Below are 22,460 nucleotides of genomic sequence, written 5' to 3' on the forward strand. Positions count from 1 at the left end.
GTGCCACGAACCACCGCGGCGGCCCGCAACAACCATCTCCGCAGGTCAGGAGTACTCGGCGTCCGCAAGCGCCGTCGCTTCCCAAGCTGAGAGCGCGAGTTCGATTCTCGTCACCCGCTCCAGAGAGAAACCCCAGGTCAGCGACCTGGGGTTCGTTTGTTGTCTAGACTAATTTAATGGCTCCGCGCCCTCCGCGTGCCCTAAGTCGCGGGCGAGTAACGCACAGAAGGGCCTTCGAGTGGGTCACGCGGTGCGCGAAGGTCGACCAAGTCGCGTAAGCAGAGCAGCAGTTGTCAGGTGGGCCAGTGCCGCTGCTCACGCGGTCGTCGCGCTCAGGAGCCCCTCACCGGCCAGTAGCTCTCGACTCTGGTGATGAGGAGCGCCCCCACTGCATCTGCCTCCCACACCAGCCTGACCACAAAATCGGGCGTCTCTGCCCGTTGGCAAAGTGGGTGGATGCTTCGAGCAGCTCCCTTCGGACGGGGACTACCTCCTGCCCCTGGACGAGGGTGATTCACCCTCGTCCAGGGGCACGGTCCGGCAACGGAGGCTCAGTGCACGGCGCGGCGGGCCAGCGCCCCACGCGAGCGGGTCACCAACGCGGCCAGCAGGGCGGCACCGAGGGGCACGGCCACCAGGAGAGCGGCGAGCGTCTCCCAAGGGACGATGATCGGCACGTACGGCGGGGCGTCACCGGCGCCGCCCCAGCCGTTGTCGAGGGCCTCCTGGTAGAAGCGCATCTGCTCGCGCTCCTCGGTGAGCCGCAGCCCGACCGCGGGCAGGACACCGGCCGCCGAGCCGAGGACCACACCCATCGCGGCGACCACACCGCACTGGAAGCCGCTGAGCATGCGGCGCACCCCGGGCGGGGCTCCGACCGCGGCGAGCGTCTTGAGATCGGCCTCCGCGTCGGCCTGGGCGAGACCGGTGGCGATGCCCGCCGCACCGATGGTGACCAGGCCGGCGAAGACGGTCAGCGCGAGCAGGACGAGCTCGTTCTCGTCGACCCAGCCCTGCTCCACAGTCAGCTCGACGTTGCTGCCGAGCTTGGCGATCTCGGCGTCGAGCTTCTGTCGCTCCTCGGTGCTGGGGATCCGGTCGGTGCTGAAGAAGGCGCCGAGAGGGACGGTGGTCAGTCCGGCGGCCTTGGCGGCGGCGGGGCTGAGCACGCTCTGCACTCCGTAGGAGTCGGGCGAGCCCGGCACCTGGTAGGCGGTGAAGGACTTCAGCTCGCCCGGGACCGGCTTGTTCTGCTCGGCGGCGCGGTCGGCGGCCTTCGGGTCGGTGATCAGCTTGATGCCGACGGCGCCGTCCCTGTCGACCTGGGGCTTGCGGAAGCTGAGGAGCTTTCCATCGGCGAGGGCCCTGGCCGCGCCCGGGTCGTCGATGCCGAGGACCTTCAGGAGCGGGGCGTCGGCGATGAGGAGACCGCCGTCGACGTAGATGCCGTTGCCGTCGGGCGAGAGGCAGCGCCAGTCCTTGGCGAGCGCGCGCCGCTGCTCCTTGCTGTACTTCTCCGCGGGGTCGGAGCCGTCGGGGGTGCTGACCCACAGCGGGCACTCGTTGGCCGGCGGGGTGACGACCTCGAAGCGGCCACAGCCCTCGCCCTCGTCATACGGGGCGCAGCCGGGCTTGCCGACGGCGATCCGGAACACGTCAGCGCGGACGTCGACGGGCAGCGTCCGCTGCACGGCGTCGCGGACCTCGGGGACGTCCCGGCCGCCCTCCTCGGTGACGAGCGCGGCGACGGCCCCGTACGGCAGGCTGGCCTCGTACGCGGCCAGACTCTGGGCGTCGCTGCTCGCGGCGTACGTCGAGACGGCGACGGTGCCCGCGACGGCGGCCAGGACGGCGGCGACAGCGGGTGCCGTACGGCCCCGGTTGCGGACGGCGTCCCGCAGGGCGAGGCGCGGCGAGAGCGGCAGCCAGCGGCTGGCCCGGCCGAACAGGCCGACCAGGGCGGGCGTCATGGCGACCACACCCAGCTCGGCGATGGCCGAGCCACCCGCGACCAGGACGAACTGGTCGGAGACGACCGAGCCGTACAGGGCGATGGCCGCGCCGAGCAGGACGGCGCCGAAGCCGATCAACGGCAGCACACGGTTGCTGCGGCGCACGCCGCGCCGGCCGGTGAGGGAGGCCAGGACGGTCTGCCGGGAGGCGGTGACGGCCGGGACGATCGCGGAGAGCAGGCCGGTGAGGATGGCGAGCGCGGCGATGGCGAGCAGTTCCAGCGGCCTGACGGTGAAGCCGCCGAACCGCTGCCCCATGTAGTCCTCGAGGAGCGGCCGGAGGGCGAAGGTCAGGACCAGGGCGAGGACCATGCCGACCAGGGCCGCCGCGATGCCGATGACGAGGCCGCCGCTCAGCACGATGGCCCGGATGTGGCTGCGGGCACCGCCGTTGGCGCCGACCAGGCCCAGCTGGCGGCGGGAACGACGGGCACCGACGGCGAAGGCGGGACCGGCGAGCAGGCAGATCTCCAGCATCGCCAGGCCGACGACCGTGCCCACGGCGGCGAGCGCGGCGGCGTCGGCGCCCCCGCTCTCGTAGTTGGCCCAGCCTTCCTTCTGGTAGAGCGGCACCTCGGAGTCGGCGGGCGGGTCGAGGGCCACGGCCCGCGAGGTGACCAGGACGCCCTTGGCGTTGATCGCCTGGACCGTGTTCCACGTGAAACCACCGGACTTCTTCACCAGGTAGGTGGTGGAGTCCTCGGGTTTCGGCAGTCCGGCCTTCTCGACCGCCTTGGCGTACGGCGCGAGGAAGGCCCCCGGCAGGGCGTTGACCTGCTGTGCCTTGAGGTCGCTGGGCAGCTCGTACGAGCCGCTGATCACATAGGTACGGTCGAAGCCGCGGGCGGTGAGGGTGGAGCCGACGGACAGCCCGCTGCTCTCCAGGAACCGGGTGGTCGCGGCGATCTCGTCGTCCTTCTCGGGGAAGCGGCCCTCCTGCAGCCGCATGATGCCCCGGGCGACGGGATCGGCGGCGGCCAGCTCACGGACCTCGGCCTGGAGCAGACCGTGCCTGGTGGTCAGCTTGGCGCTGCCCCTGCTGTCGGTCAGTACCGTCGAACCGGCCGGGATGCTCTTGGTGACATCGGTCGGGCCGTCAGGCCAGGACTCGCCCGGCGAGTCGTAGTCCCCGGCCGGGATGTGCTGCTCGCCCGCGGGGTCCTGCAGGATGGCCACGCCGGCCGCTCGGGCATCGGAGAACCGGGCGTCGGCGGCACCCAGGGTGCGCTCCATCCGCTGCGCGGGGGTGAGTTCGGCGCTGCGCAGGGTCAGGTCCAGGGCGCTCACGCCCAGGATCGGCAGCGCGATCATGGCGAGGACGAGGAAGCTGCGGCCCTTGTAGCGCCAGGCGTCACGGCGGGCGATGCGGACCGCGGCCCGCCAGGAGTGGAACCATGTCGTCACCGCTGGGCCGCCCGGCCGGTCAGGAGCGAGTCGGCGTCGCTGCGTACGGTCTGGTCGACGACGGCGCCGTCCCGCAGGAAGACGACCCGGTCGGCCCAGGCGGCGAACCGCGGCTCGTGGGTGACCATGACGCCGGCGGCTCCGGCGTCGCAGCGGGAGCGCAGCAGGGCCAGCACGGACTCGCCGGTCTCGGAGTCGAGGGCGCCGGTGGGCTCGTCGGCGAGGACGAGTCGGCGGTCGCCGACGAGGGCGCGGGCGATGGCCACGCGCTGCTGCTGGCCGCCGGACATCTCGTCGGGGAACCGGTCGGCGAGATGGCCGAGGTCCATCTCGGCGAGGGCGGCGAGGGCCTCGGTGCGGGCCTTGCGGGCCGATATGCCGTCCAGTTCGCGGGGCAGGGCCACGTTCTCGGCGGCGGTGAGGGCCGGGATGAGGTTGTAGTCCTGGAAGACGTAGCCGATGCTGCGGCGGCGCAGGGCGGCAAGCCCCTTGATGTTGAGGGCGGTGATGTCGGTGCCCTCGACGTAGACCTGCCCGGAGGTGGGGGTGTCGAGGCCGCCGGCGATGGTGAGCAGGGTGGACTTGCCGGAGCCCGACGGGCCCATGACGGCGACGAGTTCACCGGGGTGGACGTCGAGGTCGATGCCGCGCAGGGCGTGCACCTCGGTGGCGCCGGAGCCGTGGACGCGGGTCAGGTTCCGCAGACTCAGCGCGGGCTGCTGCTGTGTGGACATGGTTCCCCCTCGGGCGTACGCCGGCGAACGGCCGGACGTCGGTGCGACGGACGGTCGTTGGCAGCGCCGTGCGTACGGTATGGGTCTGGTCGGGTGGTTCGGAGTCTTCATGTGGGTCGGGTGGACCCGGTGGGTCGGGTGAACCCGGTGGACTCGGTCGGCCCTGTGGATCCGGTCGTTCGCGTGCTCAGGGCCGGTCGTGAGGGCGGACGTCACGGGCGGTGGCGTGCGGCCTCCTCTGCCCCGGCCCCCGCCTGCGTTCCCGTCCCCGCCGCTCCCGTTACCGTCCCCGGCGAGGCCGGCTCCGGCCCCGCCGCCGGGGCGGTCGACGAGAGACGGATCAGCCGGTACTCGCAGTGGTCGAGCCAGCGCGCCTCGGCCTCGGTCTGGAAGATCAGCTGCTCCAGGACGAGGAGCCAGGCGATGTCGTCCCGCTCCCGGGCCCCGTTCTTCTCCACGGTGGTGAGGGCCTGCGCCTTCAGCCGGGTGTAGTCCTGCATGGCCCTCACGGTGTGCCGGCGCTGGGACTGGATGACGTCACGGATGTCGACCCCGGGGGCCCCGACGGCCATGGCCAGCTTGATGGCCAGCTCGTCACGGGCCGGGCTGGTGCGGTCGACGGGGTTCTCGAACCAGCTGCGCAGTTCGACGCGACCGCTGTCGGTGATCGCGTAGAGCGGGTGGCCGGCCTCGTCCTCGCCGTCCTGCACGACCATGCCGTCGCGTTCGAGCCGACTGAGCGTCGTGTAGACCTGACCCACGTTGAGCGGCCAGGCGGAGCCGGTACGGGACTCGAACTCCGTACGGAGCTGTGAGCCGTAGCGCGGGCCGCGTTCGAGGAGGGCGAGAAGCCCGTGGCGGATGGACATACCCAGTATGTATACCGAGTAAGGCCGCGTGAGCAAGCGTCCTGAGGCGGACCCCGGCGGTCCGACTCAAGGGGGACCCGGGCCGTCGCGAGCCGCTCAGCGGCGGCGCATCCACACCCCGAGGAAGCCGATGCCGAGGCCCACCAGAGCCAGCCCCACGCCCAGTGTGAGCACGGGAATCCGCCGGTCGGAGAGATCGAGGGGGGCCTCGGCGCCGGTCCGGTGAGCGTCCGCCGGCAGCTCCGGGGGCGAGCTCTCGGCGGCCGGGGCGTCCGTCTCGAGTACCACCTCGACCCCCTCGTCCGACTCCTCGGCGGGCTCCACCGGGCTCGTGGAGAACGGCGAGCCGGAGGGGTCGGCCGGGCCGTTCCCGGCCCTCCCCCGCCGACCGCCCCGCGAGGGAGGCGGAGTCGCTGGGCGCGGGCGCGTCGGGCGGCCCCGACGGCTCGGGAACCGCCGGACGGGCGGGTCCGGCGGATCCGGAGGAGGGCGACGCCGACGGGGCGGACGGGCGATCGGGCAGGGTGGGTGCGGCGGTCGTGGCCACGGAACCCTTCGGAGCGGGGCGTGAGCGCGCGGTGCGGCGGAGGCCGTCGCCGTGGGCGGGCACGAGGGGGCCGGCGGGCGGCCCGGAGGGTCTCCGGAAAGGGAGTTCTCCTACACGGCCGGCAGCGTCGCCAACGACCTTCCTCGTTCGTCCGCAAGGCCCAAGGAGTCCTCGCCCTCCAGAGCGGACAACCACGGTCAACAACGGTGCAACCAACCCCGCGCACCTGCCTCCTGACGACGAATTTCCCCAGGTCAGAGGCCCTACCTCTACCCAAGCGCCGTCGCTTCCCAAGCTGAGAGCGCGAGTTCGATTCTCGTCGCCCGCTCCCATGCGAACCCCCAGGTCAGCGACCCGGGGGTTCTTCGGTGTCCAGGACCGGAAATCTCCGGGATCCCGGTACGCAGGGGGTTTTCCCCAGCACTGCCGTCCACCGAGTGGTGGACAGCAGGTTCAACCGAGTACCTCTGTCCGGCAGGTGACCTGTTCAACAAGGCTTTCGGGCATGAAATCAATCTCTGTGAGCATGGCTCGCTGGAGCGCGCGGCACCCCTGGCGGGCCATCGTCGGCTGGCTGGTGTTCGTGGCGCTGTGCCTGGGGGTCGGCAGCGCTGTAGGTACGAACAGCGCGAAGACCGCGGACTACCGGGTCGGTGAGGCCGGCCGCGCCGAGGCCCTGGCCGCCGAAGGACACCTGGAACGCAGATCCACCGAGCAGGTGCTGATCTCCGCCAGGTCGGGCGCTCTCGACCGGGCCGCGGCACAGGCCGCCGCGGAGGATCTCACCGCGCGGATGGAGCGGCTGCCCGATGTCGCGGGAGTGGCCGACCCGTTGCTCTCCGACGACCGCGCGATCCTCATGGTCGAGGTGACGCTGAAGGGCGAGGAGCGGGACGCGAAGGACAAGGTCGACGCGCTCGTGGAGCAGACCGCGGCAGTGCAGCGGGGCCACCCCGGCCTGCTCCTCCAGGAGACCGGAAGTCCGTCCATCAGCAAGGGAGTCGACGGGCAGCGCAGCGACGACCTGGCGCTCTCCGAGGCGATCACCCTTCCGGTCACGCTGATCACGCTGCTGGTCGTGTTCGGGTCGGTCACCATGGCGGGGGTGCCGCTGCTGCTGGCGCTGTCGTCGATCGCCGGGGCGATCGGGCTCTCCATGGTGGTCTCACACCTCTCCCCCGACGCCGGGGTCGGCACGAACGTCATCCTGATGATCGGCCTCGCGGTCGGCGTCGACTACACGCTCTTCTACCTCAAGCGCGAGCGCGAGGAGCGGGCCCGCTCCGGCGGCCGGCTCGGCCCGGAGGCCCTGGTGGAACTGGCGGCCACCACCTCGGGCCGGGCGGTCGTGGTCTCCGGCCTCGCGGTCGTCGCGTCCACCGCGACCCTGTATCTCGCCTCCGACGTGATCTTCTCCTCGCTCGCGACCGGCACCATCGTCGTCGTACTGATCTCGGTGGCCAGTTCACTGACGGCCCTGCCCGCACTCCTCGTCAAGCTCGGGAAGCGGGCGGAACGCAAGGAACTGCGGCGAGCACGGAGCGGGAAGCCCGTCCGCCGGGGGAAGGGGCGGGGAGCCGGCGGCCGGATGTGGGCCGCACTGCTGCGGCCCGCCACCCGGCATCCCCTGGTCACCCTGTGCGTCTCGGTCCTCGGTCTGCTGGCGCTCGTCACACCGCTCGCCGGACTGAAGATCACGGAGATGAGCCGGGACACACATTCCCGCGACATCCCCGCGATGCGTGTGTACGACCGGCTCAACGAGGCGTTCCCCGAGCAACGGGTCACCCACCAGGTCGTCGTACGCGCCGACGCCTCGCAGACCGCGGACGTCACCTCGGCCCTGCGCACGGTGGCCCGACGAGCCGCCGCCGACCCGCTGTTCGCCAACACTTCGCGGATACGGACGTCCGCCGACCACCGCACCAGCGTCCTGGAGCTGAAGGTGCCGTACCTCGGCAACTCCGACCAGGCGTACGACTCCCTGGACCGCCTGCGGGACGACTACCTGCCCGCCACCGTGGGCGGGATCGACGGCGCCGAGTTCGGGGTGAGCGGCGACGTCGCCCGCTACGCCGACTACCCCGCCCATCAGAACGGCAAGCTCCCCCTGGTCCTCGGCGCGCTGCTCCTGGTGACCTTCGCGATGACGGTGTACGCCTTCCGCTCGGTGGTGCTCGGCCTGATCGGTGTCGTGCTGAACCTGTTGTCCGCGGCGGCGGCGCTGGGACTGCTCGTTCTGGTCTTCCAGGGGACGTGGGCCGAGGGGCTGCTGGACTTCCACTCCACGGGATCGATCGGGTCGCGGGTCCCGCTCTTCCTCTTCGTGATCCTTTTCGGGCTCTCGATGGACTACCAGGTGTTCGTGGTGAGCCGGATCAGGGAGGCCGCGGCCGCCGGGGCTCCCACGCGTCAGGCGGTGCTCGACGGGATCCGCAGCTCGGCGAGCGTGGTGACCAGCGCCGCGGTCGTGATGACGACGGTCTTCGCGAGCTTCGTCTTCCTGCACATCATCGAGATGAAGCAGATCGGCTTCGTACTGGCGGCGGCCGTGCTGCTCGACGCCTTCGTGGTCCGGATCCTGGTGCTGCCGTCGGCGATGCTCCTGCTGGGCGAGGCGAGCTGGTGGCCCTCGCGTCCGCGACGGGTGGCGACCGCATCGGAGAAGGGGACCATCCCACGTTCAGCGGCCGGCGTACGTTGATCGGTATGACCGCTCTCGCCGGGCCCGCCGCCGACACCTTCTGGGCCATGTCGCTGCGCCGCTGGAACGCGGTGTGCTGGGTGCTGTTCGCCGTGATGGCCGTCGGTCTCGTGGCGATGGACCGGCCCGGTGGGGGCACGTACGCGGCGCTCGCGCTCCTCGGTGGTGTAGTGCTGTGTTACGCGGTCCTCGACCGCTTCCCGGACAACCCCGTCGTACGGCCGCACGTCTACCTCTCGGTGCTGGCCGTGGCGCTGGGCGGGCTCGCCTACCTGCGCGGCAACTACGCGGCGCTGTTCATGGTGACGCTGCCGCACTACTGGATGTTCGGGCGGACCCCGAGGGCCTCGATGGGCTTCCTGGGGCTCGCCACGGCCGGCACCCTGGCCGGGAGCGTCCTGCGGCAGGACGGCTGGTCGGTGGAGTTCTTCAGCGAGACGCTCGTGTCCACGCTGATCGTCGTCGCCGTGGGGGTGCTCATAGGACTGTGGGCGCACTCGGTGGTCGCACAGAGCACGGAACGGGCGCGGCTCATCGACGAGTTGGAGCGGACTCAGGCACAGCTGTCCGAGGCGCACCAGCGCCAGGGCGCGGCGGACGAGCGGGAGCGGATGGCACGGGAGATCCATGACACGCTCGCGCAGGGCTTCGCCTCGATCATCGTGCTCGCGGAGGCGGCCCGGGCGGGACTCGACGCCGACACCGCGCGTAGTGCCCAGCAGCTGCGGTCGATCGAGTCCACGGCCCGGGAGAACCTGACCGAGGCACGGGAACTGGTCGCCTCGGCGCACCGGCCGGGCCAGATGGCCGCCGGTTCGGTGGCACAGACGCTGCGCCGGACCCTGGACCGCTTCGCCGAGGACACCGCGCTCACCGTGAACGCCGACCTGGAGGACCTGGTGTGCGACCAGCAGACCCGGATCGCGCTGCTGCGCTGCACCCAGGAGTCCCTGGCCAACGTACGCAAGCACGCCCGCGCGTCCACGGTCGGCGTGGTGCTGGCACGGCAGGCGTACGGGGTGGAACTGGAGATCACCGACGACGGGACGGGATTCGTGGTCGAGGAGTCGGTGGGCTTCGGCCTGGACGGAATGCGCAAACGGCTGGCGGAGCTGGGCGGGAGGCTGACGGTGACGAGTTCGGTGGGGGACGGAACGCGGGTACTGGCGTGGGTTCCCACGGCTTCCCGGGCGCCGGGAGAGAGCGGGGCGAAGGCGTGACCGGCCGGCGGGTGGCAGGGGGGAGCGGCGGAGCGATCCGCATCGTCGTGGTGGACGACCACACCGTCATGCGGGCCGGAGTGGTGGCTCTCCTGGCCTCCGAGAGCACGATCGAGATCGTCGGCGAGGCGGGCGACGGACGGGCGGCCCTCGAACTCGTCGAGCGGTACGAGCCCGACGTCGCCCTGGTCGACCTGCGGATGCCGGTGCTCGACGGAGTGGCCACGACGACCGGGATCGTGGCGCGCTTCCCGCGTACCCGGGTGTTGATCCTCACGACGTACGACACCGACGCGGAGATCGAGCGCGGAGTGGAGGCCGGGGCCGTCGGCTACCTCCTCAAGGACACCACCCGTGAGCAGCTGGTCGACGCGATCCATGCGGCGGCCCGCGGTGAGACGGTGCTGGCGCCCCGGGTCGCCGAGAGGCTTGTCGCCCGGATGCGGCAGCCCGTCCAGGCCGCGCTCACGGACCGCGAGGCGGACGTTCTCAACGCGGTGGCGGACGGCCTGACCAACGCGGAGATCGGGCGGCGACTCGTCATCGCCGAGGCGACGGTGAAGACCCACCTGCTCCGCCTGTTCGCCAAGCTCGACGTGAACGACCGGACGAGGGCCGTGGTGGTGGCGATGGAGAGAGGGCTGCTACGGAGGTTTTCCGGCCCGGAGGGCTCCCCTTGACATCCCGGCGTGCCCAGCAGCTCACCGTGCGTTCTTCACCGCCACCGACACCGTCATCCACGGCGCCGGCCGGATCTGCGGTGACGCGGAGACCGTCACGCCCTGCGCCGAGGAATGCGTCGAGGCCGCGGCCGAGAAGGGCAGCGTCGCTGTCGCCGTCCAGGTCGAGGACGGGGTCGCCGTCACCATCGACGAGGAGCACGACTTATCGCGGACCCGAGCGGGGCAACGGGTCGACGTGCTCTCCACGACGCTCCGCGACGGCACCTTCCACGAACTCCGCGTTCCAGGCTCCGGCAATCTGCGCGGCACGTCGGTGGGCCGGTATCCACCGCGGGACGCGGGCCCCGTCCCGGATCACCGTGGCCGTCGCCGGGAACGGCCAGTACGCAGTGGCCGAGTGTCCCGAGGCGGGTGTCCGATCCTTCGGATCGGATGTCGCGCCGGTTCGGAGGCGGGCGACCGCGCGTGAGCGCCTCCTCACGGACTCGGTCCAGTTTGTCGGGCGTCCCCGGTTCCCGTACCGGGCCGTGGGGTGCAAGCTGGAAGGGAGGCCGCCTCGTCGTCCGGGCGCGGGCTCGGTACACACGCGGTCTCGCCACTCCGAGTGAGCTCCTCCTCGAGCTCGGCAGGAGGGAAGCGAGATGACGGATCACGTCACCACCGGCACACGCTGGCGTCTGGCCGGTGATTGGTTCGATGTGTGCAAGTGCGCCATACCGTGCCCCTGTACATTCGCCCAGCCTCCGACCTACGGCGACTGCGAGGGCGTGCTGGTCTGGCACGTCCGGGAAGGCGGCTTCGGCGATGTGCGGCTCGATGGTCTCAACGTCCTGATGCTCGGCTCCTTCGTCGGCAACCCCTGGACCGGCACGCACTCCGACCCGTACGCGGCGATTTTCCTCGACGAACGGGCCGACGACCGGCAGCGCGCCGCGCTCGCGGCCATCTTCGGCGGTGAGGCGGGCGGGTGGCCCGCGCAGTTCGGGGAGATGTTCCACCCCGAGATGCGCGGCATGGACTTCGCCCCCGTCCACGTCGAGATCGACGAGGATCTCGCCACCTGGCGGGCCGAGGTTCCCGGCCGGGTCACGGCCGCCGCCGAGGCACTCACCGGCCCGACGACGCCGGACGGCGCGCGCGTCCAGGTCCACAACGCCCCGGGCGCCGAGGTCGGACCGGGCCAGGTCGCCACCTGGGGACGGGCCACCACCGACCGCGCCGACGCGTTCGGCTTCTCCTGGGAACGCTCGGGGAAGTCGAGCAAACACTTCCCGTTCGACTGGAGCGGTCCCGACTGAGACAGGACGCGTTGTCGCAGGGGCAAGGCCGTAGGCCCCCCGGGCCAGCGTCAAGGCGAGCCCTGACAGCGTGGACTTCTTCGGTCACATACCGTCCATCGTCGCCCGCAGACCGGGCAGCAGCCAGTCCTGGAACGGCGCGAGCACGGCGAGTACGAGAAACGCGATGCCCACGCCCCGGGCGAGCAGCGGACCACGGGGCCACAGCTTCTCCACGAAGATCACCACGGCCAGCCCGGCCATCGCCGCCACGTTCATCACCCCGAGCGGGACCAGGACGGTCATCAGTCCCGCGCAGCAGCCGACGCAGTAGGCGCCGTGGTGGACGCCCACCCGAAGGTCGCGGGCCGGCGACCGGAACCCGGCGTAGCGCACCAGGTGGCCCATGGGGTCGCGGCAGTGCCGCAGACAGACGTTCTTGAGCGGGCCGAGCTGATACAGGCCCGCGAGCAGGAAGGCCACGGCGCCGATCCAGCGTCCGGCTGTCGGACGGTCGTCCACCAGGTCGCCGGTGAGGGCCAGGGCCGCGTAGGCGAGCAGGCCGAAGGCGGTCCACACCAGCAGATAGCCGCCCACGAACTCGACGGTGCGCACGGTCCGCGTCCAGCCGGAGGACCGCCGGCCGATCCCACGCACCCACGTGAGGGCCACCGGTGCCATGGACGGCAGCATCATGGCCGCCGTCATCGTCACCCACAGCAGCAGGAACAGCGGCAACGCCATCCCCATCGTGCCGGGACCCACCCCCATGCCCCGGGCCTGCCCGGCTGTCAGCACCCAGGCGGGTACCGCGACCAGGACGACCAGGAACCAGGCGGCGGCGAGATCCCGGGCCGGCAGCAGTCCTCCGCCCGGTCCGGTCGGCGCGGGCGGCCGGGCGGACGCGAGAGCGGAGATCCGGCTGTGGCACATCGGCATGCACTCCTGCGGCTGGTTCCATGACAGCACTCATCCCGTCGCGGCGCGACCGCGTACGGTGGCCCCGACCGGGTACGCCGGCGGAAGAGCACGACGCGAGCACCATGACGGACTCACCGCGGTCCCTGCCGCGTGCCTCGCCCTTCGGCTCACCGGATGCCGCGACCGCAGGCACCGGAACCGGCCGCGCCCACCGGGGCGACCGTGGCCGGAAAGCCGGTTCCGGTCCCGCGCGGGGGCCGTCCGGTGGTCAGCGGGAGGGCTCCCACGGGGTCGGTGCTTCCGATTGCTGCTGCGCGGGGGACATGACGGGGCACGCGTGGTCCGACTGCGTCATCGTCCATCCGTCCCCGAGCACATGGAGGCTGTCGGACAAGGCGGAACGGGGCGCGGTGCCGCCGTCGGCTTCCGCGTGGTTCACCGTGCACGTCAGCTGGAGCATGGCCCGGCGGCTCAGCGGAACCGTCTTGCCGGGGAGCTGGACGAAGAGGATGCCGTCGGCGACCACCACTCGTGGCGCGTCCGTCAGGCGGGGCAGCTCCGTGGTGGCCGTCGCGGTCTCGTTCGCGGCCGGCCCCTCGAACAGCAGGTGGATGACGGCCTCGAGGTTCCCCACGTCGTCGATCCGGCGGGGATAGGGCGTCAGGTCCCCGTCGCGCAGGAAGAACAGGGAGACGGTGGCGGGCGGCGAGGGTGGTGCCGCGCTGGGGGAGAACATGCCGCTCGCCGGCGCACCGGCCTCGATGACACCGGACGGGGGGACTCCGCACGCTGTGAGCGCGACCGCGGCCGCGGCCGTGAGCCCGGACAGCAGCGCCGCCGTCCGCGAGCCCTTCACCGGGTGCTCCCGCCGCCGGCACCCGTGTCGGTGTCGGTGTCGTCGCGGTGCAGCGGGAGTTCGACGGTGAACACCGCACCGCCGCCCCGGGGCAGGTTCGCCGCCCGGATGCGGCCGCCGTGCAGGCGCACGTTCTCCGCCGTGATGGCCAGCCCCAGCCCGCTGCTCTCGCTCCTGGCCCGCGAGGTGCTCGCCTTGTAGAACCGCTCGAAGATGTGCGGCATGACCTCCTCGGCGATCCCCGGCCCGTTGTCGGTCACCTCGATGACGGCCCACGCCATGCCCGCCCCGTCCACCCGTTCCCCCATGGTCAGCCGCACGGGCGGCTCTCCGTGCCGCAGCGCGTTGCCGATCAGATTGGCCGTCACCACGTCGAGCCTGCGCGGATCGACGCGCGCGCGGAGCTCGCCCGGTCCGGGCAGCCGGGTCTCCACCTGCTCCGGCCGCCACCGGGAGGCGACGGTGCGCCGTACGGACTCGGCCAGGTCGATCTCGTCCCGGTTGAGTTCGGCCGCCCCCGCGTCGAAACGGGAGATCTCCATCAGGTCGTTCACCAGTCCGCTCAGCCGGTTCGTTCCCTCGCTGATGAGCCGCAGCGCTTCACCGGTCTCCCCTTCCCCGTCCAGGTCCAGCACGTCGGTGACCGCCGACATCGCCGCAAGCGGCGTGCGCAGTTCGTGGGAGACGTCCGCCACGAAGCGGCGCCCCTGGGCCTCCAGGCGGCGCAGCTCCCCTACGGTTCGCTCCAGTTCGGCCGCCGTCTCGTTGAAGGACTGGGAGAGGTCGGCCAGTTCGTCGGAGCCGGTGACGTCCAGCCGGACGTCGAGATGCCCCGCGGCCATCCGGCGCGTCGCCCGGCGCAGCGCCCGTACGGGACGCAGTACGCCGCTCGCGGCGAGCAGCGCCAGGACGACGGCGAGGCACAGGGCCACCAGGGTGGCCCGTTCGATGCCGTGGACCATGGCCTCGACGTACCCCTCTTCGGTGGTCTGCGGGACCTCCAGGTACATCACGAGCCCGGAGAGCCTGGTCTCCGGGCCCTCGCCCGAGGTGTACGTGACGGGCATGCCGACGACGAGACGAGGGCGCCCGTCGACGTTCATCCGCTGGAACACCGCGACACGTCGGTCCCGGACGGACCGGAGCATTTCTGGGCTCGGCTCGACGAAACCGGGGCTCGGCGCATAGGCGCGGTGGCCGCCGTACGTGGCCATGATCCGCCAGCCCGACGAACGGTTCGCGTACAGCACCTGGTCCACCGCGAACTGGAGGTCCGACTGGTCCGGGGCAAGGGGGACGGAGGGCGCGACGGCGTCGACGCTCGTACGGAACCGGTTGATGACGGAGTCCTGGCTCTGCTGGAGCACCCCCGTGCGCGCCTCGCGGAAGGCGAGGGCTCCGGTGCCCAGGGAGCTGGCCATGGCCACCAGGACGAAGGACGTCAGCAGGCGGGGGCGCAGGCCGCGCAGGGGGAGCGGGATGCGCGCCAGTGCCGCCCGGAGGAACCACCGGGGGCCGGCGCCCGGTACGGCGGCGGACTTCCGGTCGCTCATGAGGTGCCGAAGCGGTAACCGAATCCGCGTACGGTCTGCACGTAGCGGGGATTCCTGCCCTCGCCGAGCTTGTTGCGCAGTCGCTTCACACAGGCGTCCACGAGCCGTATGTCGCCGTGGTAGCTGTGCTCCCAGACCGCTTCCAGCAGCTGCTGGCGGCTGAACACCTGGCCGGGCTGGGCCGACAGGGTCAGCAGCAGCCGCAGTTCGGAGGGGGCGAGGGTGACGGGTTCGCCGCGGTGCGTCACCACGAGCCCGGCGCGGTCGACGACCAGTTCGCCGTGCGTCTCCGCCCGGGGGCGGGTGCCGTCCGGCAGCGACGCGTCCTGTCTGCGCAGTACGGCCCGTATCCGTGCGTCGAGCACCCGGGCCTGCACGGGCTTGACCACGTAGTCGTCCGCACCGGTCTCCAGTCCCACGACCACGTCGACGTCGTCCCCCCGGGCCGTCACCATGATGATCGGCACCTGGTCGCGGTCCCTGATCCGGCGGCACACGTCCAGGCCGGACATGCCGGGCAGCATGAGATCGAGGACGACGACGTCCGGCCGGAAGGGGCGGAGCTGTTCCAGCCCCTCCTCCCCCGTTTCCACGGCGAGAACCTCATGCCCCTGGTGCCGCAGACCCAGTTGGACGGCCCTGCGGACATCCAGGTCGTCTTCGACGATCAGAACCCGTGGCATTTCGGCAGTGTAGGCAGACCGGACGAGGTGGCCGTCCCGGGGAAAGTCCCTCTCCGACCGCCGTTACACAACGATCACATGGGCCGGGAACGCGGGGCGTCGTTATCCTTCCGTGACGGTACCGGCTCATCGCGATCATCTGGGATCACCAGATTGAGCTGCCATGCATTCGGCACGACAGCGGCGATCCGCATCCCCCACCGGCAGCACCGCGGCCGGTCACCGCGCCGGCCGCCGGCGCCCGTCCTCCCGTCGCCGGGGACGGCCGCGCCGCCGGGGCCGGAACCTGCTGACCAGCCTGCTGGTGACCGCCGGCCTGCTGGGTTCGGCGGCGTACTTGTTGCTGGAGGGCGGGCGGAGCGACGCGTCGGGCGGAGCGCCGCACCCGCGGCGCACGCACGACGCCCCCACTCCCACACCGCCCCCGTCCTCCTCCCCCTCGCAATCGCCCTCTCCCAGCGCGAGCCGGACCGAGATCGACGTTCCCCCGACGGGCAGCGGGACGTTCGTCACCGCGCAGGCCAGCGGGGAGAAGGTGGGCCGCGGCTCCCGCCCGGTGCGCTACGTCGTGGAGGTCGAGACCGGCCTCGACATCTCGCCGTCCCAGGCGGCGAACGAGATCGCCCGGATACTCGCCGCCCCGCGGGGCTGGACCCACGACCCGGGCAACGCGTTCCAGCTGGTGGGCGCGGGATCGCCGCACGACATCACGATAAAGATCGCGACACCGGGGACGGCGGACGCCTTGTGCTGGGCCGGCATCCATCAGGACACCGGAGGCGAGTACAACTGCGAGGTTCCCGGAGGGGTGGTGGTGAACCTCAAGCGCTGGGTCGAGGGCTCGCCCACCTTCGACGGGCCGATCCACGACTACCGGGCGCTGATCATCAACCACGAGGTGGGGCACTTCCTCGGCCACTCGCACGTGACCTGCGGGGGCGCCGGGCAACTGGCCCCCGTGATGATGCAGCAGATCAAGGGCCTGCACGGGTGCGTCGCCAACGCCTGGCCCTACGACGAGGACGGTGACTTCGTCACCGGGCCGCCCGTATGACCGGCGAGGGCTCCGCGGCCGGCGGTCACGGCGAACGGCCGTCACAGCCCGTTCCTGTACCGGCCCCGGGGCCATGAACTGTGTGCATCAAGCGGTCGTGCCGGGAACAGCGGGTGCGGGCGGCGCTGTTGCATCGACCGAGGCACCGGCGCCGCGGGCGGGGGACACAAGGACCACGAGGTCCTTCGTCCGCCCCATCAGGATCCGGGCCCCGGAGCTGCGGTACGCCCGCCGCGCCGCTTGGACCAGGACGTATCTCAGCAGGAGGACCGTTTCATGACTGGCCGACCCTTGACGCTCATGGCAGTACACGCCCACCCCGACGACGAGGCCACGGGCACCGGAGGGGTCCTCGCGCGGTACGCGGCGGAAGGCATCCGCACGGTTCTCGTGACGTGTACCGACGGCGGTTGCGGTGACGGACCGGGAGGTGTCAAGCCGGGCGACCCCGGGCACGATCCGGCCGCCGTCGCCCTGATGCGCCGCCAGGAACTCGAGGCGAGCTGTGACGTTCTGAAGGTCGGCGATCTGGAGACGCTGGACTACGCCGACTCCGGGATGATGGGCTGGCCCAGCAACGACTCCCCCGGGTCGTTCTGGCGGACCCCGGTCGAGGAAGGCGCCGCCCGGCTCGCGGAACTCATGCGGCACTACCGACCCGATGTGGTCGTCACCTATGACGAGAACGGTTTCTACGGCCACCCCGACCACATCCAGGCCCACCGCATCACGATGGCGGCGCTGGAGATGACCGAGCTGACACCGAAGGTGTACTGGACCACGATGCCCCGCTCGGGAATGCGGCGGTTCGGCGAGATCATGCGCGAGTTCGGTGAGGACATGCCGGAGCCGGATCCCGCCGAGGCCGCCGCGCTGGCCGAGATCGGTCTCCCCGACGATGAGATCACCACGTGGGTGGACACCACCGCCTTCAGCGGTCAGAAGTTCGACGCGCTGGCCGCGCACGCCAGTCAGGGCGAGAACATCTTCTTCCTCAAGATGGGCAAGGAGAGGTTCGGCGAGTTGATGGGCACGGAGACCTTCGTACGCGTCCAGGACACCACCGGCGCCCCCGTACCCGAGAACGATCTCTTCGCCGGACTGCGCTGATCCACCCGCCCGACCGGCGGCCGGGAGATCCCCTGGCCGCCAACACCGCACGGCGCGATCGAGCGTGACACCCAGAGTCGCCGACCGTCGCGAGCGTTCCACCACGGTCGATCTCGGTGACCGGCCACTCGTATGCGACGCCACATCAACAGCCGCTCCCCGTACGAAGCATCCCCCTGTGCCGTTGCACCGTCGGCAACGCCGGCCTCTCCCTCCCGAGTTCCGTGACCTCCGCGTGCGGTGCGATCCGACCCACGGCCCCGCCGAGCACCAAGCATCCGCGCCGGCCAGAGCCATGCAGCCCGCCCAGACGCCATCGCTTCCCCAACTGAGAGCGCGAGCTCGATTCTGGACCCGGGTCAGAGCGGGAGATCGTCGGGGAGCACCCGGAACGCCTTGTGGTGACCCAAGGGGCGTACGGCTCGGAAGTCACGTCGGTCGAGGGTGAGAATCGCGTCCGTGTCGTAGTCGGCGGCGAGCGCCACGTTGACCGCGTCAGCGAGGTCGAGGTCCAGCGCACGGTAGCGGATACGGACGGACTGGGCGGCGCCCAGGTGGTCCTCCGTGATCTCCGGCATGACGACACGGCCCCGGCCCATCCAGCGCCGAAGGTCGTCGACCGCACCCAGGGCGGCCTCCCTGCCCAGCTCACGCGTGGCGACGTGATCCAGTTCGGCCAGCAGCAGCGGGGACATGACCAGAAGGCCGGCCGCCATGATCGTCTCGTTCGCCGCCCGGTGTTCCGGGTGAGCCGAGTCCAGGGCCGCCAGGAGGCCGGACGTATCGGCGATGACGATGATCACGCGGCCGTTCCGGAATCCGGGTCGGCCTCACGGCGGACAGCGTCGGCGACCGTGTCACGGACCTCCGACCTGGAGGGCGTGCGGCCCTTCCCCTCGAAGGTGCGCGAGAACAGCGGCTCGTCCCAGACCCTGTTCGCCATGGCCGCGAGGTGGATGCCGTGGCGGATGATCTCGGCCTCGCTTATCCCCCGACGCTTCGCGGCCTCCTTGATGATCGCCAGGTCTTCGGGGTCGGCGTAGACGTTCGTGCGCTTCATGGACATGTACCAAGAGTAGTCCATGTACCGAATTGACACACGCGGCTGCCTCGCCCGTCGGCTCAACGGATGCCGCGACCGCAGACACCGGAACCGGCCTCGCCCCCCAGAAGCAAGCCGGGGCGAGGGCCCGGCAGCCGTGCCACAGGACGCCCTCGGCTACCACAGCACTCGAGACCACGCGGGTCAGCGGTCGTCTGGCTCGCGCGAGTGCCGTCGTTCCCGGGCCGAGGGTGCGCGTCCGAATGAGTTGGCGCCCCTTCAGGGCGCATGCCGCCCGAGCCGCTCAGGCGGGCCAGGCGTCGGACATCACGAAGGACACCACCGTTCCTCCGGTGTGGCTGGGGCCGGCGTGCCAGGCGGCGGCGATGGAATCGACCAGGAGCAGTCCGCGTCCGTGCGCATCGTCCGCGTCCGGCCGGCGGAGGCGAACGTTTGCGGGAAAGCCGGGGTTGTGGACTTCGACGCGCAGCGAACTTCCTTCACGGAAGCACTCGACCCGGACGACCCACTCCGCGTCCGATCGTCCGTACAGAACGGCGTTGGTGACCAGCTCCGAGAGCATCAGCACGCAGTCGTCGACCGAACACGTCGGGCGGTAGGGGGCGATGAATCTACGGAACCAGCGCCTGGCCCGGGGGACGGACTCCGGAACCGGCTGCAACTCCATCATCCCGATCCGCGGTGACTCCGCACAGGCCCACCGGTCGACCACAAACGTCATCTGCGCCCCACTTCCAGCCGTCGACAGTCGATCGGCACCTACAGCCCCAGGGACGGCGTCACCGTCACTCCGGCCTTCGAGGGAGGCGTCGAGCCCGGCACGCACACAGGGACCGCAACCTCTCTAGACATCTAGGGTCCGGAATATCTCTAGAGATGTCAATCACCCACATGGGTCGGCTACACGCAGCGAGCAGGGACCGAACCTATGACCTAAGGTGTCTAGAGATGCGAGGAGGGTTCTGGAATGGCGACTACCGACGAGGACCGTCGGCCCAAGTACCAGCGGATCGCGGACTCCCTACGTGAGGCGATCCAGTCGGGCGAGTACGGTCCCGGTGATCGGCTTCCGGGGGAGAACGACCTCATGGCCGCGCACGGCGTGGCCCGTATGACCGCTCGCCAGGCTCTTGGCGTCCTCCGGGACGAAGGCGTCGCCGAAGCCCGCAAGGGGGCGGGCGTGTTCGTCCGGGACTTCCGCCCGATCCGGCGCCGGAGCATCGAGCGGCTGGCCCATGACCAGTGGGGCAGCGGCCGTTCCATCTGGTCTGCGGACATCGGGAACCGGGTACTTGAAGTCGACCGCGTCTCCGTGTCCGAAGAGACGGCGCCCGAACGCGTGGGCGCGGTACTGGACCTGTCCGCCAACCAGGCGACGTGCGTACGACGCCGGCGCTTCGTTCTCGACGGCAAACCGGTCCTGCTCGCGACGAGCTACCTGCCCATGCACCTGGTCGCCGGATCCGCAATCACCGAAAAGGACACGGGGCCAGGCGGAACCTACGCGAGGCTCGCCGAGCTCGGCCACGAGCCGGCCCACTTCCGCGAGGAGATCCGCTCCCGCATGCCCTCGAAGGACGAGGCGGCACAGCTGGGCATGTCGTCGGGCATCCCCGTCATCCTCATCTGCCGCACCGCCTTCACAGAGGACGGCAGCCCCGTCGAGGTCAACGAGATGACACTGGACGCCGCCTCGTACGTCCTGGAGTACGACTTCGACGCAAGCCCGAGAACCCCACCTACCGACAGCTGAATCACGCTCTGTTCACCGGTTCGAGGCATCCGACCCGTCAGGCGGTGCGCCGGAAGACGTACGGGTCAACGCCTCTTGAATTCCACTGGTCCCGCGTTCATCTCGATGGTCCCGTCCCCATGAAGAACCGGGCGACGCTCGGTCATACGGGCGCTGTAAGCCTCGATGTGGCGGATCTCCGCTCCGTCGGCGGCAGTGAAGTCGACGAGGGCAATGGCCACCCAATAGCGGGTCTTGGCGTTCTCGAAAAGCGGGACGGTGACGGTGGAGCCACGCCCGTCGGTGACGACGACTTTCGCACCGAAGCTGCGGAACGATCCCATGCCATTGCTGAGCGCGGAATAAGCGCAGAGGAGAACGTAACCCTGCTCGTCGGGGCGAACGATACGCAGTGACTCGCGACCCGGAACCCGTGAATCACCGTCGAGGCGAATGTAGGGCCGGTTCTTCACCGATCCGAGGCGCTTGTAGTAGACGACGTCTGCGCCCTTACCCTTTTTCGCTGTTGCCGGAGCAGTCGCGCGACCAGCCCCTCCGGGCCGCAGCGGCTCACCTTGTGCGACGTGACCGGATCCGACGAGGGTGCCGGGCGACTTCCTCCCGCGCAAGGCCTTCGAGGTGGGCACGAACAAGGCGTACAGGTCGAGATCGGCGCCCAGCCTGCGCCGCCTCGCGCTGCCGCCGTCCCACTCCAGCGATGCGGTGACCACCAACCCGCGGTCCTTCTTGTCCAAGCCGATGGAGACCTGGCCGCCTTTGTCGAGGCTGACCTTGCCGAGCGGGGGCTTGAGCAGGTTCATCGGGCTCGCGGTGCTGATCGCCGATGGGTTGTGCGCCGGAGGCACGGCCCCCGTCGGGGTGTCGGGCGGGAGCTCACTTTCCTGCGTGTCGGGTTGCTCTGCAACGGCGGCTTCCTGTGGCTCCTCGACTTGGATCCCGAAGTCGGTGGCGAGGCCGGCCAGACCGTTGGCGTAGCCCTGGCCGATGGCGCGAAGCTTCCAGCCCGGCCCTCGGCGGTAGATCTCCATCAGGAGCACCGCACGCTCACCGTCGATGAGAGCGGGCGAACGGAAACGGACTGGATCGGCACCATGCTGGGCGGCACGTACGAGCACGTCCTTGACATCACGGAATGTGCGGGTCACATCGTCGGGATCACAACTGCCTACCAGGACAACCCGGTCAACATCCGCGGGAAGAGCGGCCGGGTCCACCTCGATGCGCTCGGGCCCGTCGGCGTCGGCTGCAAGGTGCCGAACGGACCCGGATGCGTCGGAAGGCTGGTTGTAGAAGACCAAGTCGTCGTCAGATCTGACCTTGCCGTCCACAGCGACCAGCAGGGCGCTGAGGTCGACGGGATCACCCACGGCATGCAGTTCGGCGGTCATGCACACGCCGCTCACTGCCGTGTTCTCGCCCTTACGGAGCTCTGGCATGCCGCCCACCCCCACAAAGTCTCCCCATCACTTTCATGGCACTTTGTCACACCCGGTCCAGTGCAGAAGGGGTTTCACGCAAGTACCCCTTCCGCGGCGGCGCTGGCCGGCGCGCGCGTTCGGTGGAGTGGGCGCACCATGAAGCCAGTGACGTGAGGAGGGCGCGGCATGGGTAGACGACAGCGCGCTCAGAAGCCGGAATGGGGGCCGCGTGCCGCGCAGCACCGAGAGGGGCCGCCGCGGAAGCGGCGGCGTGTCTTTCTGTGGGTCTTTCCGGCCGTTCAGATTCTGTTTCTGGTGTGGGTGATCTCGGGCGCCACGAGCGGGAGCCGGACGCCTGAGGAGTGCCGGGGGATGACGGGTGACTCCCTGAAGGCGTGCGAGAACGCGGGGGAGGTCGGGACCACCATCGGCGTGGGGCTCGTCGTCGGGCTGTGGGTGGCGGTCGACGTCATTCTCGGCTTTACGTACGTCGTTTATCGGCTGGCCGGTCGGCGTACCTGACAGGTGCGGGCAGGGGCAGGGTTTCCGGTTGGTTCGGGGGTCGGGCAGGTGTGGGCGTCGTTCTCGGCGCGCACGGC

Annotated in this window: 20 protein-coding genes; 8 read left to right on the plus strand and 12 right to left on the minus strand. The window is 70.7% G+C overall.

The window, feature by feature from the left end:
• Positions 1 to 551: 551 nt before the first annotated feature.
• The 4 genes from IF28_RS0106015 to IF28_RS0106030 all read right to left on the minus strand — a co-directional run bounded on the left by IF28_RS0106015 (position 552) and on the right by IF28_RS0106030 (position 5,343).
• On the minus strand, positions 552 to 3,416 hold the full coding sequence (locus tag IF28_RS0106015) for an ABC transporter permease (RefSeq protein ID WP_030215031.1): 2,865 nt from the start codon (positions 3,414 to 3,416) through the stop codon (positions 552 to 554).
• A complete protein-coding gene (locus IF28_RS0106020; protein ID WP_030215034.1) occupies positions 3,413 to 4,150 on the minus strand; it encodes an ABC transporter ATP-binding protein in 738 nt (245 codons plus the stop codon). Before IF28_RS0106020 ends, IF28_RS0106015 begins: the two co-directional genes overlap by 4 nt.
• Positions 4,151 to 4,362: 212 nt before the next feature.
• The gene (locus tag IF28_RS0106025; RefSeq protein WP_030215037.1) at positions 4,363 to 5,019 is read right to left on the minus strand and encodes a PadR family transcriptional regulator; all 657 of its coding nucleotides are present in this window, start codon (positions 5,017 to 5,019) and stop codon (positions 4,363 to 4,365) included.
• Positions 5,020 to 5,115: 96 nt separating this feature from the next.
• Positions 5,116 to 5,343: a hypothetical protein gene (locus tag IF28_RS0106030; protein ID WP_234324968.1), complete on the minus strand. Its 228-nt coding sequence runs from the start codon at positions 5,341 to 5,343 to the stop codon at positions 5,116 to 5,118.
• A gap of 728 nt (positions 5,344 to 6,071) precedes the next feature.
• Between IF28_RS0106030 and IF28_RS0106035 the strand changes: the two genes are divergently transcribed.
• The 4 genes from IF28_RS0106035 to IF28_RS0106055 all read left to right on the plus strand — a co-directional run bounded on the left by IF28_RS0106035 (position 6,072) and on the right by IF28_RS0106055 (position 11,471).
• Positions 6,072 to 8,270 carry an MMPL family transporter gene (locus IF28_RS0106035; RefSeq protein WP_051713658.1) on the plus strand — a complete coding sequence of 733 codons (2,199 nt, stop codon included), beginning with the start codon at positions 6,072 to 6,074 and terminating at the stop codon, positions 8,268 to 8,270.
• A gap of 5 nt (positions 8,271 to 8,275) precedes the next feature.
• Positions 8,276 to 9,490 (plus strand): sensor histidine kinase, encoded by a 1,215-nt coding sequence (locus IF28_RS0106040; protein ID WP_199808956.1) that lies wholly within the window; start codon positions 8,276 to 8,278, stop codon positions 9,488 to 9,490.
• Between the two features lie 11 nt (positions 9,491 to 9,501).
• The gene (locus IF28_RS0106045; RefSeq protein WP_030215053.1) at positions 9,502 to 10,170 is read left to right on the plus strand and encodes a response regulator; all 669 of its coding nucleotides are present in this window, start codon (positions 9,502 to 9,504) and stop codon (positions 10,168 to 10,170) included.
• A gap of 644 nt (positions 10,171 to 10,814) precedes the next feature.
• On the plus strand, positions 10,815 to 11,471 hold the full coding sequence (locus IF28_RS0106055; protein WP_030215055.1) for a DUF1326 domain-containing protein: 657 nt from the start codon (positions 10,815 to 10,817) through the stop codon (positions 11,469 to 11,471).
• 84 nt (positions 11,472 to 11,555) lie between these two features.
• Here IF28_RS0106055 and IF28_RS0106060 read toward each other — a convergent pair whose 3' ends face one another.
• The 4 genes from IF28_RS0106060 to IF28_RS0106075 form a co-directional block, all read right to left on the minus strand.
• Positions 11,556 to 12,383, minus strand: a complete 828-nt coding sequence (locus IF28_RS0106060; protein ID WP_030215059.1) for a DUF2182 domain-containing protein — start codon at positions 12,381 to 12,383, stop codon at positions 11,556 to 11,558.
• 256 nt (positions 12,384 to 12,639) lie between these two features.
• The gene (locus IF28_RS0106065) at positions 12,640 to 13,227 is read right to left on the minus strand and encodes a hypothetical protein (protein ID WP_030215062.1); all 588 of its coding nucleotides are present in this window, start codon (positions 13,225 to 13,227) and stop codon (positions 12,640 to 12,642) included.
• The gene (locus tag IF28_RS0106070; RefSeq protein WP_078620890.1) at positions 13,224 to 14,780 is read right to left on the minus strand and encodes a sensor histidine kinase; all 1,557 of its coding nucleotides are present in this window, start codon (positions 14,778 to 14,780) and stop codon (positions 13,224 to 13,226) included. Before IF28_RS0106070 ends, IF28_RS0106065 begins: the two co-directional genes overlap by 4 nt.
• The gene (locus IF28_RS0106075; RefSeq protein ID WP_030215067.1) at positions 14,777 to 15,463 is read right to left on the minus strand and encodes a response regulator transcription factor; all 687 of its coding nucleotides are present in this window, start codon (positions 15,461 to 15,463) and stop codon (positions 14,777 to 14,779) included. Before IF28_RS0106075 ends, IF28_RS0106070 begins: the two co-directional genes overlap by 4 nt.
• 163 nt (positions 15,464 to 15,626) lie before the next feature.
• On the opposite strand from IF28_RS0106075, the gene IF28_RS0106080 reads away from it, so the two are divergent.
• Positions 15,627 to 16,517: a DUF3152 domain-containing protein gene (locus tag IF28_RS0106080; protein WP_030215070.1), complete on the plus strand. Its 891-nt coding sequence runs from the start codon at positions 15,627 to 15,629 to the stop codon at positions 16,515 to 16,517.
• 276 nt (positions 16,518 to 16,793) lie between these two features.
• Positions 16,794 to 17,627 carry a PIG-L family deacetylase gene (locus IF28_RS0106085; protein WP_030215073.1) on the plus strand — a complete coding sequence of 278 codons (834 nt, stop codon included), beginning with the start codon at positions 16,794 to 16,796 and terminating at the stop codon, positions 17,625 to 17,627.
• A 359-nt stretch (positions 17,628 to 17,986) separates the two neighbouring features.
• On the opposite strand, the gene IF28_RS0106090 is transcribed toward IF28_RS0106085, so the two are convergent.
• From IF28_RS0106090 to IF28_RS0106100, 3 genes are all read right to left on the minus strand, one after another.
• Positions 17,987 to 18,430 carry a PIN domain-containing protein gene (locus tag IF28_RS0106090; RefSeq protein WP_030215076.1) on the minus strand — a complete coding sequence of 148 codons (444 nt, stop codon included), beginning with the start codon at positions 18,428 to 18,430 and terminating at the stop codon, positions 17,987 to 17,989.
• On the minus strand, positions 18,427 to 18,693 hold the full coding sequence (locus IF28_RS0106095; protein WP_030215079.1) for a CopG family transcriptional regulator: 267 nt from the start codon (positions 18,691 to 18,693) through the stop codon (positions 18,427 to 18,429). Before IF28_RS0106095 ends, IF28_RS0106090 begins: the two co-directional genes overlap by 4 nt.
• A gap of 280 nt (positions 18,694 to 18,973) precedes the next feature.
• Positions 18,974 to 19,411, minus strand: a complete 438-nt coding sequence (locus IF28_RS0106100; RefSeq protein ID WP_030215084.1) for an ATP-binding protein — start codon at positions 19,409 to 19,411, stop codon at positions 18,974 to 18,976.
• A 246-nt stretch (positions 19,412 to 19,657) separates the two neighbouring features.
• Between IF28_RS0106100 and IF28_RS0106105 the strand changes: the two genes are divergently transcribed.
• On the plus strand, positions 19,658 to 20,443 hold the full coding sequence (locus tag IF28_RS0106105; protein WP_030215087.1) for a GntR family transcriptional regulator: 786 nt from the start codon (positions 19,658 to 19,660) through the stop codon (positions 20,441 to 20,443).
• A gap of 65 nt (positions 20,444 to 20,508) precedes the next feature.
• On the opposite strand, the gene IF28_RS0106110 is transcribed toward IF28_RS0106105, so the two are convergent.
• Positions 20,509 to 21,831, minus strand: coding sequence for a TerD family protein (locus IF28_RS0106110; protein ID WP_234324969.1), 1,323 nt, complete (start codon positions 21,829 to 21,831; stop codon positions 20,509 to 20,511).
• 402 nt (positions 21,832 to 22,233) lie between these two features.
• On the opposite strand from IF28_RS0106110, the gene IF28_RS39140 reads away from it, so the two are divergent.
• The gene (locus tag IF28_RS39140) at positions 22,234 to 22,383 is read left to right on the plus strand and encodes a hypothetical protein (RefSeq protein WP_158713666.1); all 150 of its coding nucleotides are present in this window, start codon (positions 22,234 to 22,236) and stop codon (positions 22,381 to 22,383) included.
• The last annotated feature ends 77 nt before the right edge of the window (positions 22,384 to 22,460 follow it).

The sequence above is a fragment of the Streptomyces sp. NRRL WC-3626 genome (assembly GCF_000718785.1).
GTDB classification, from domain to species: Bacteria; Actinomycetota; Actinomycetes; order Streptomycetales; family Streptomycetaceae; genus Streptomyces; species Streptomyces edwardsiae.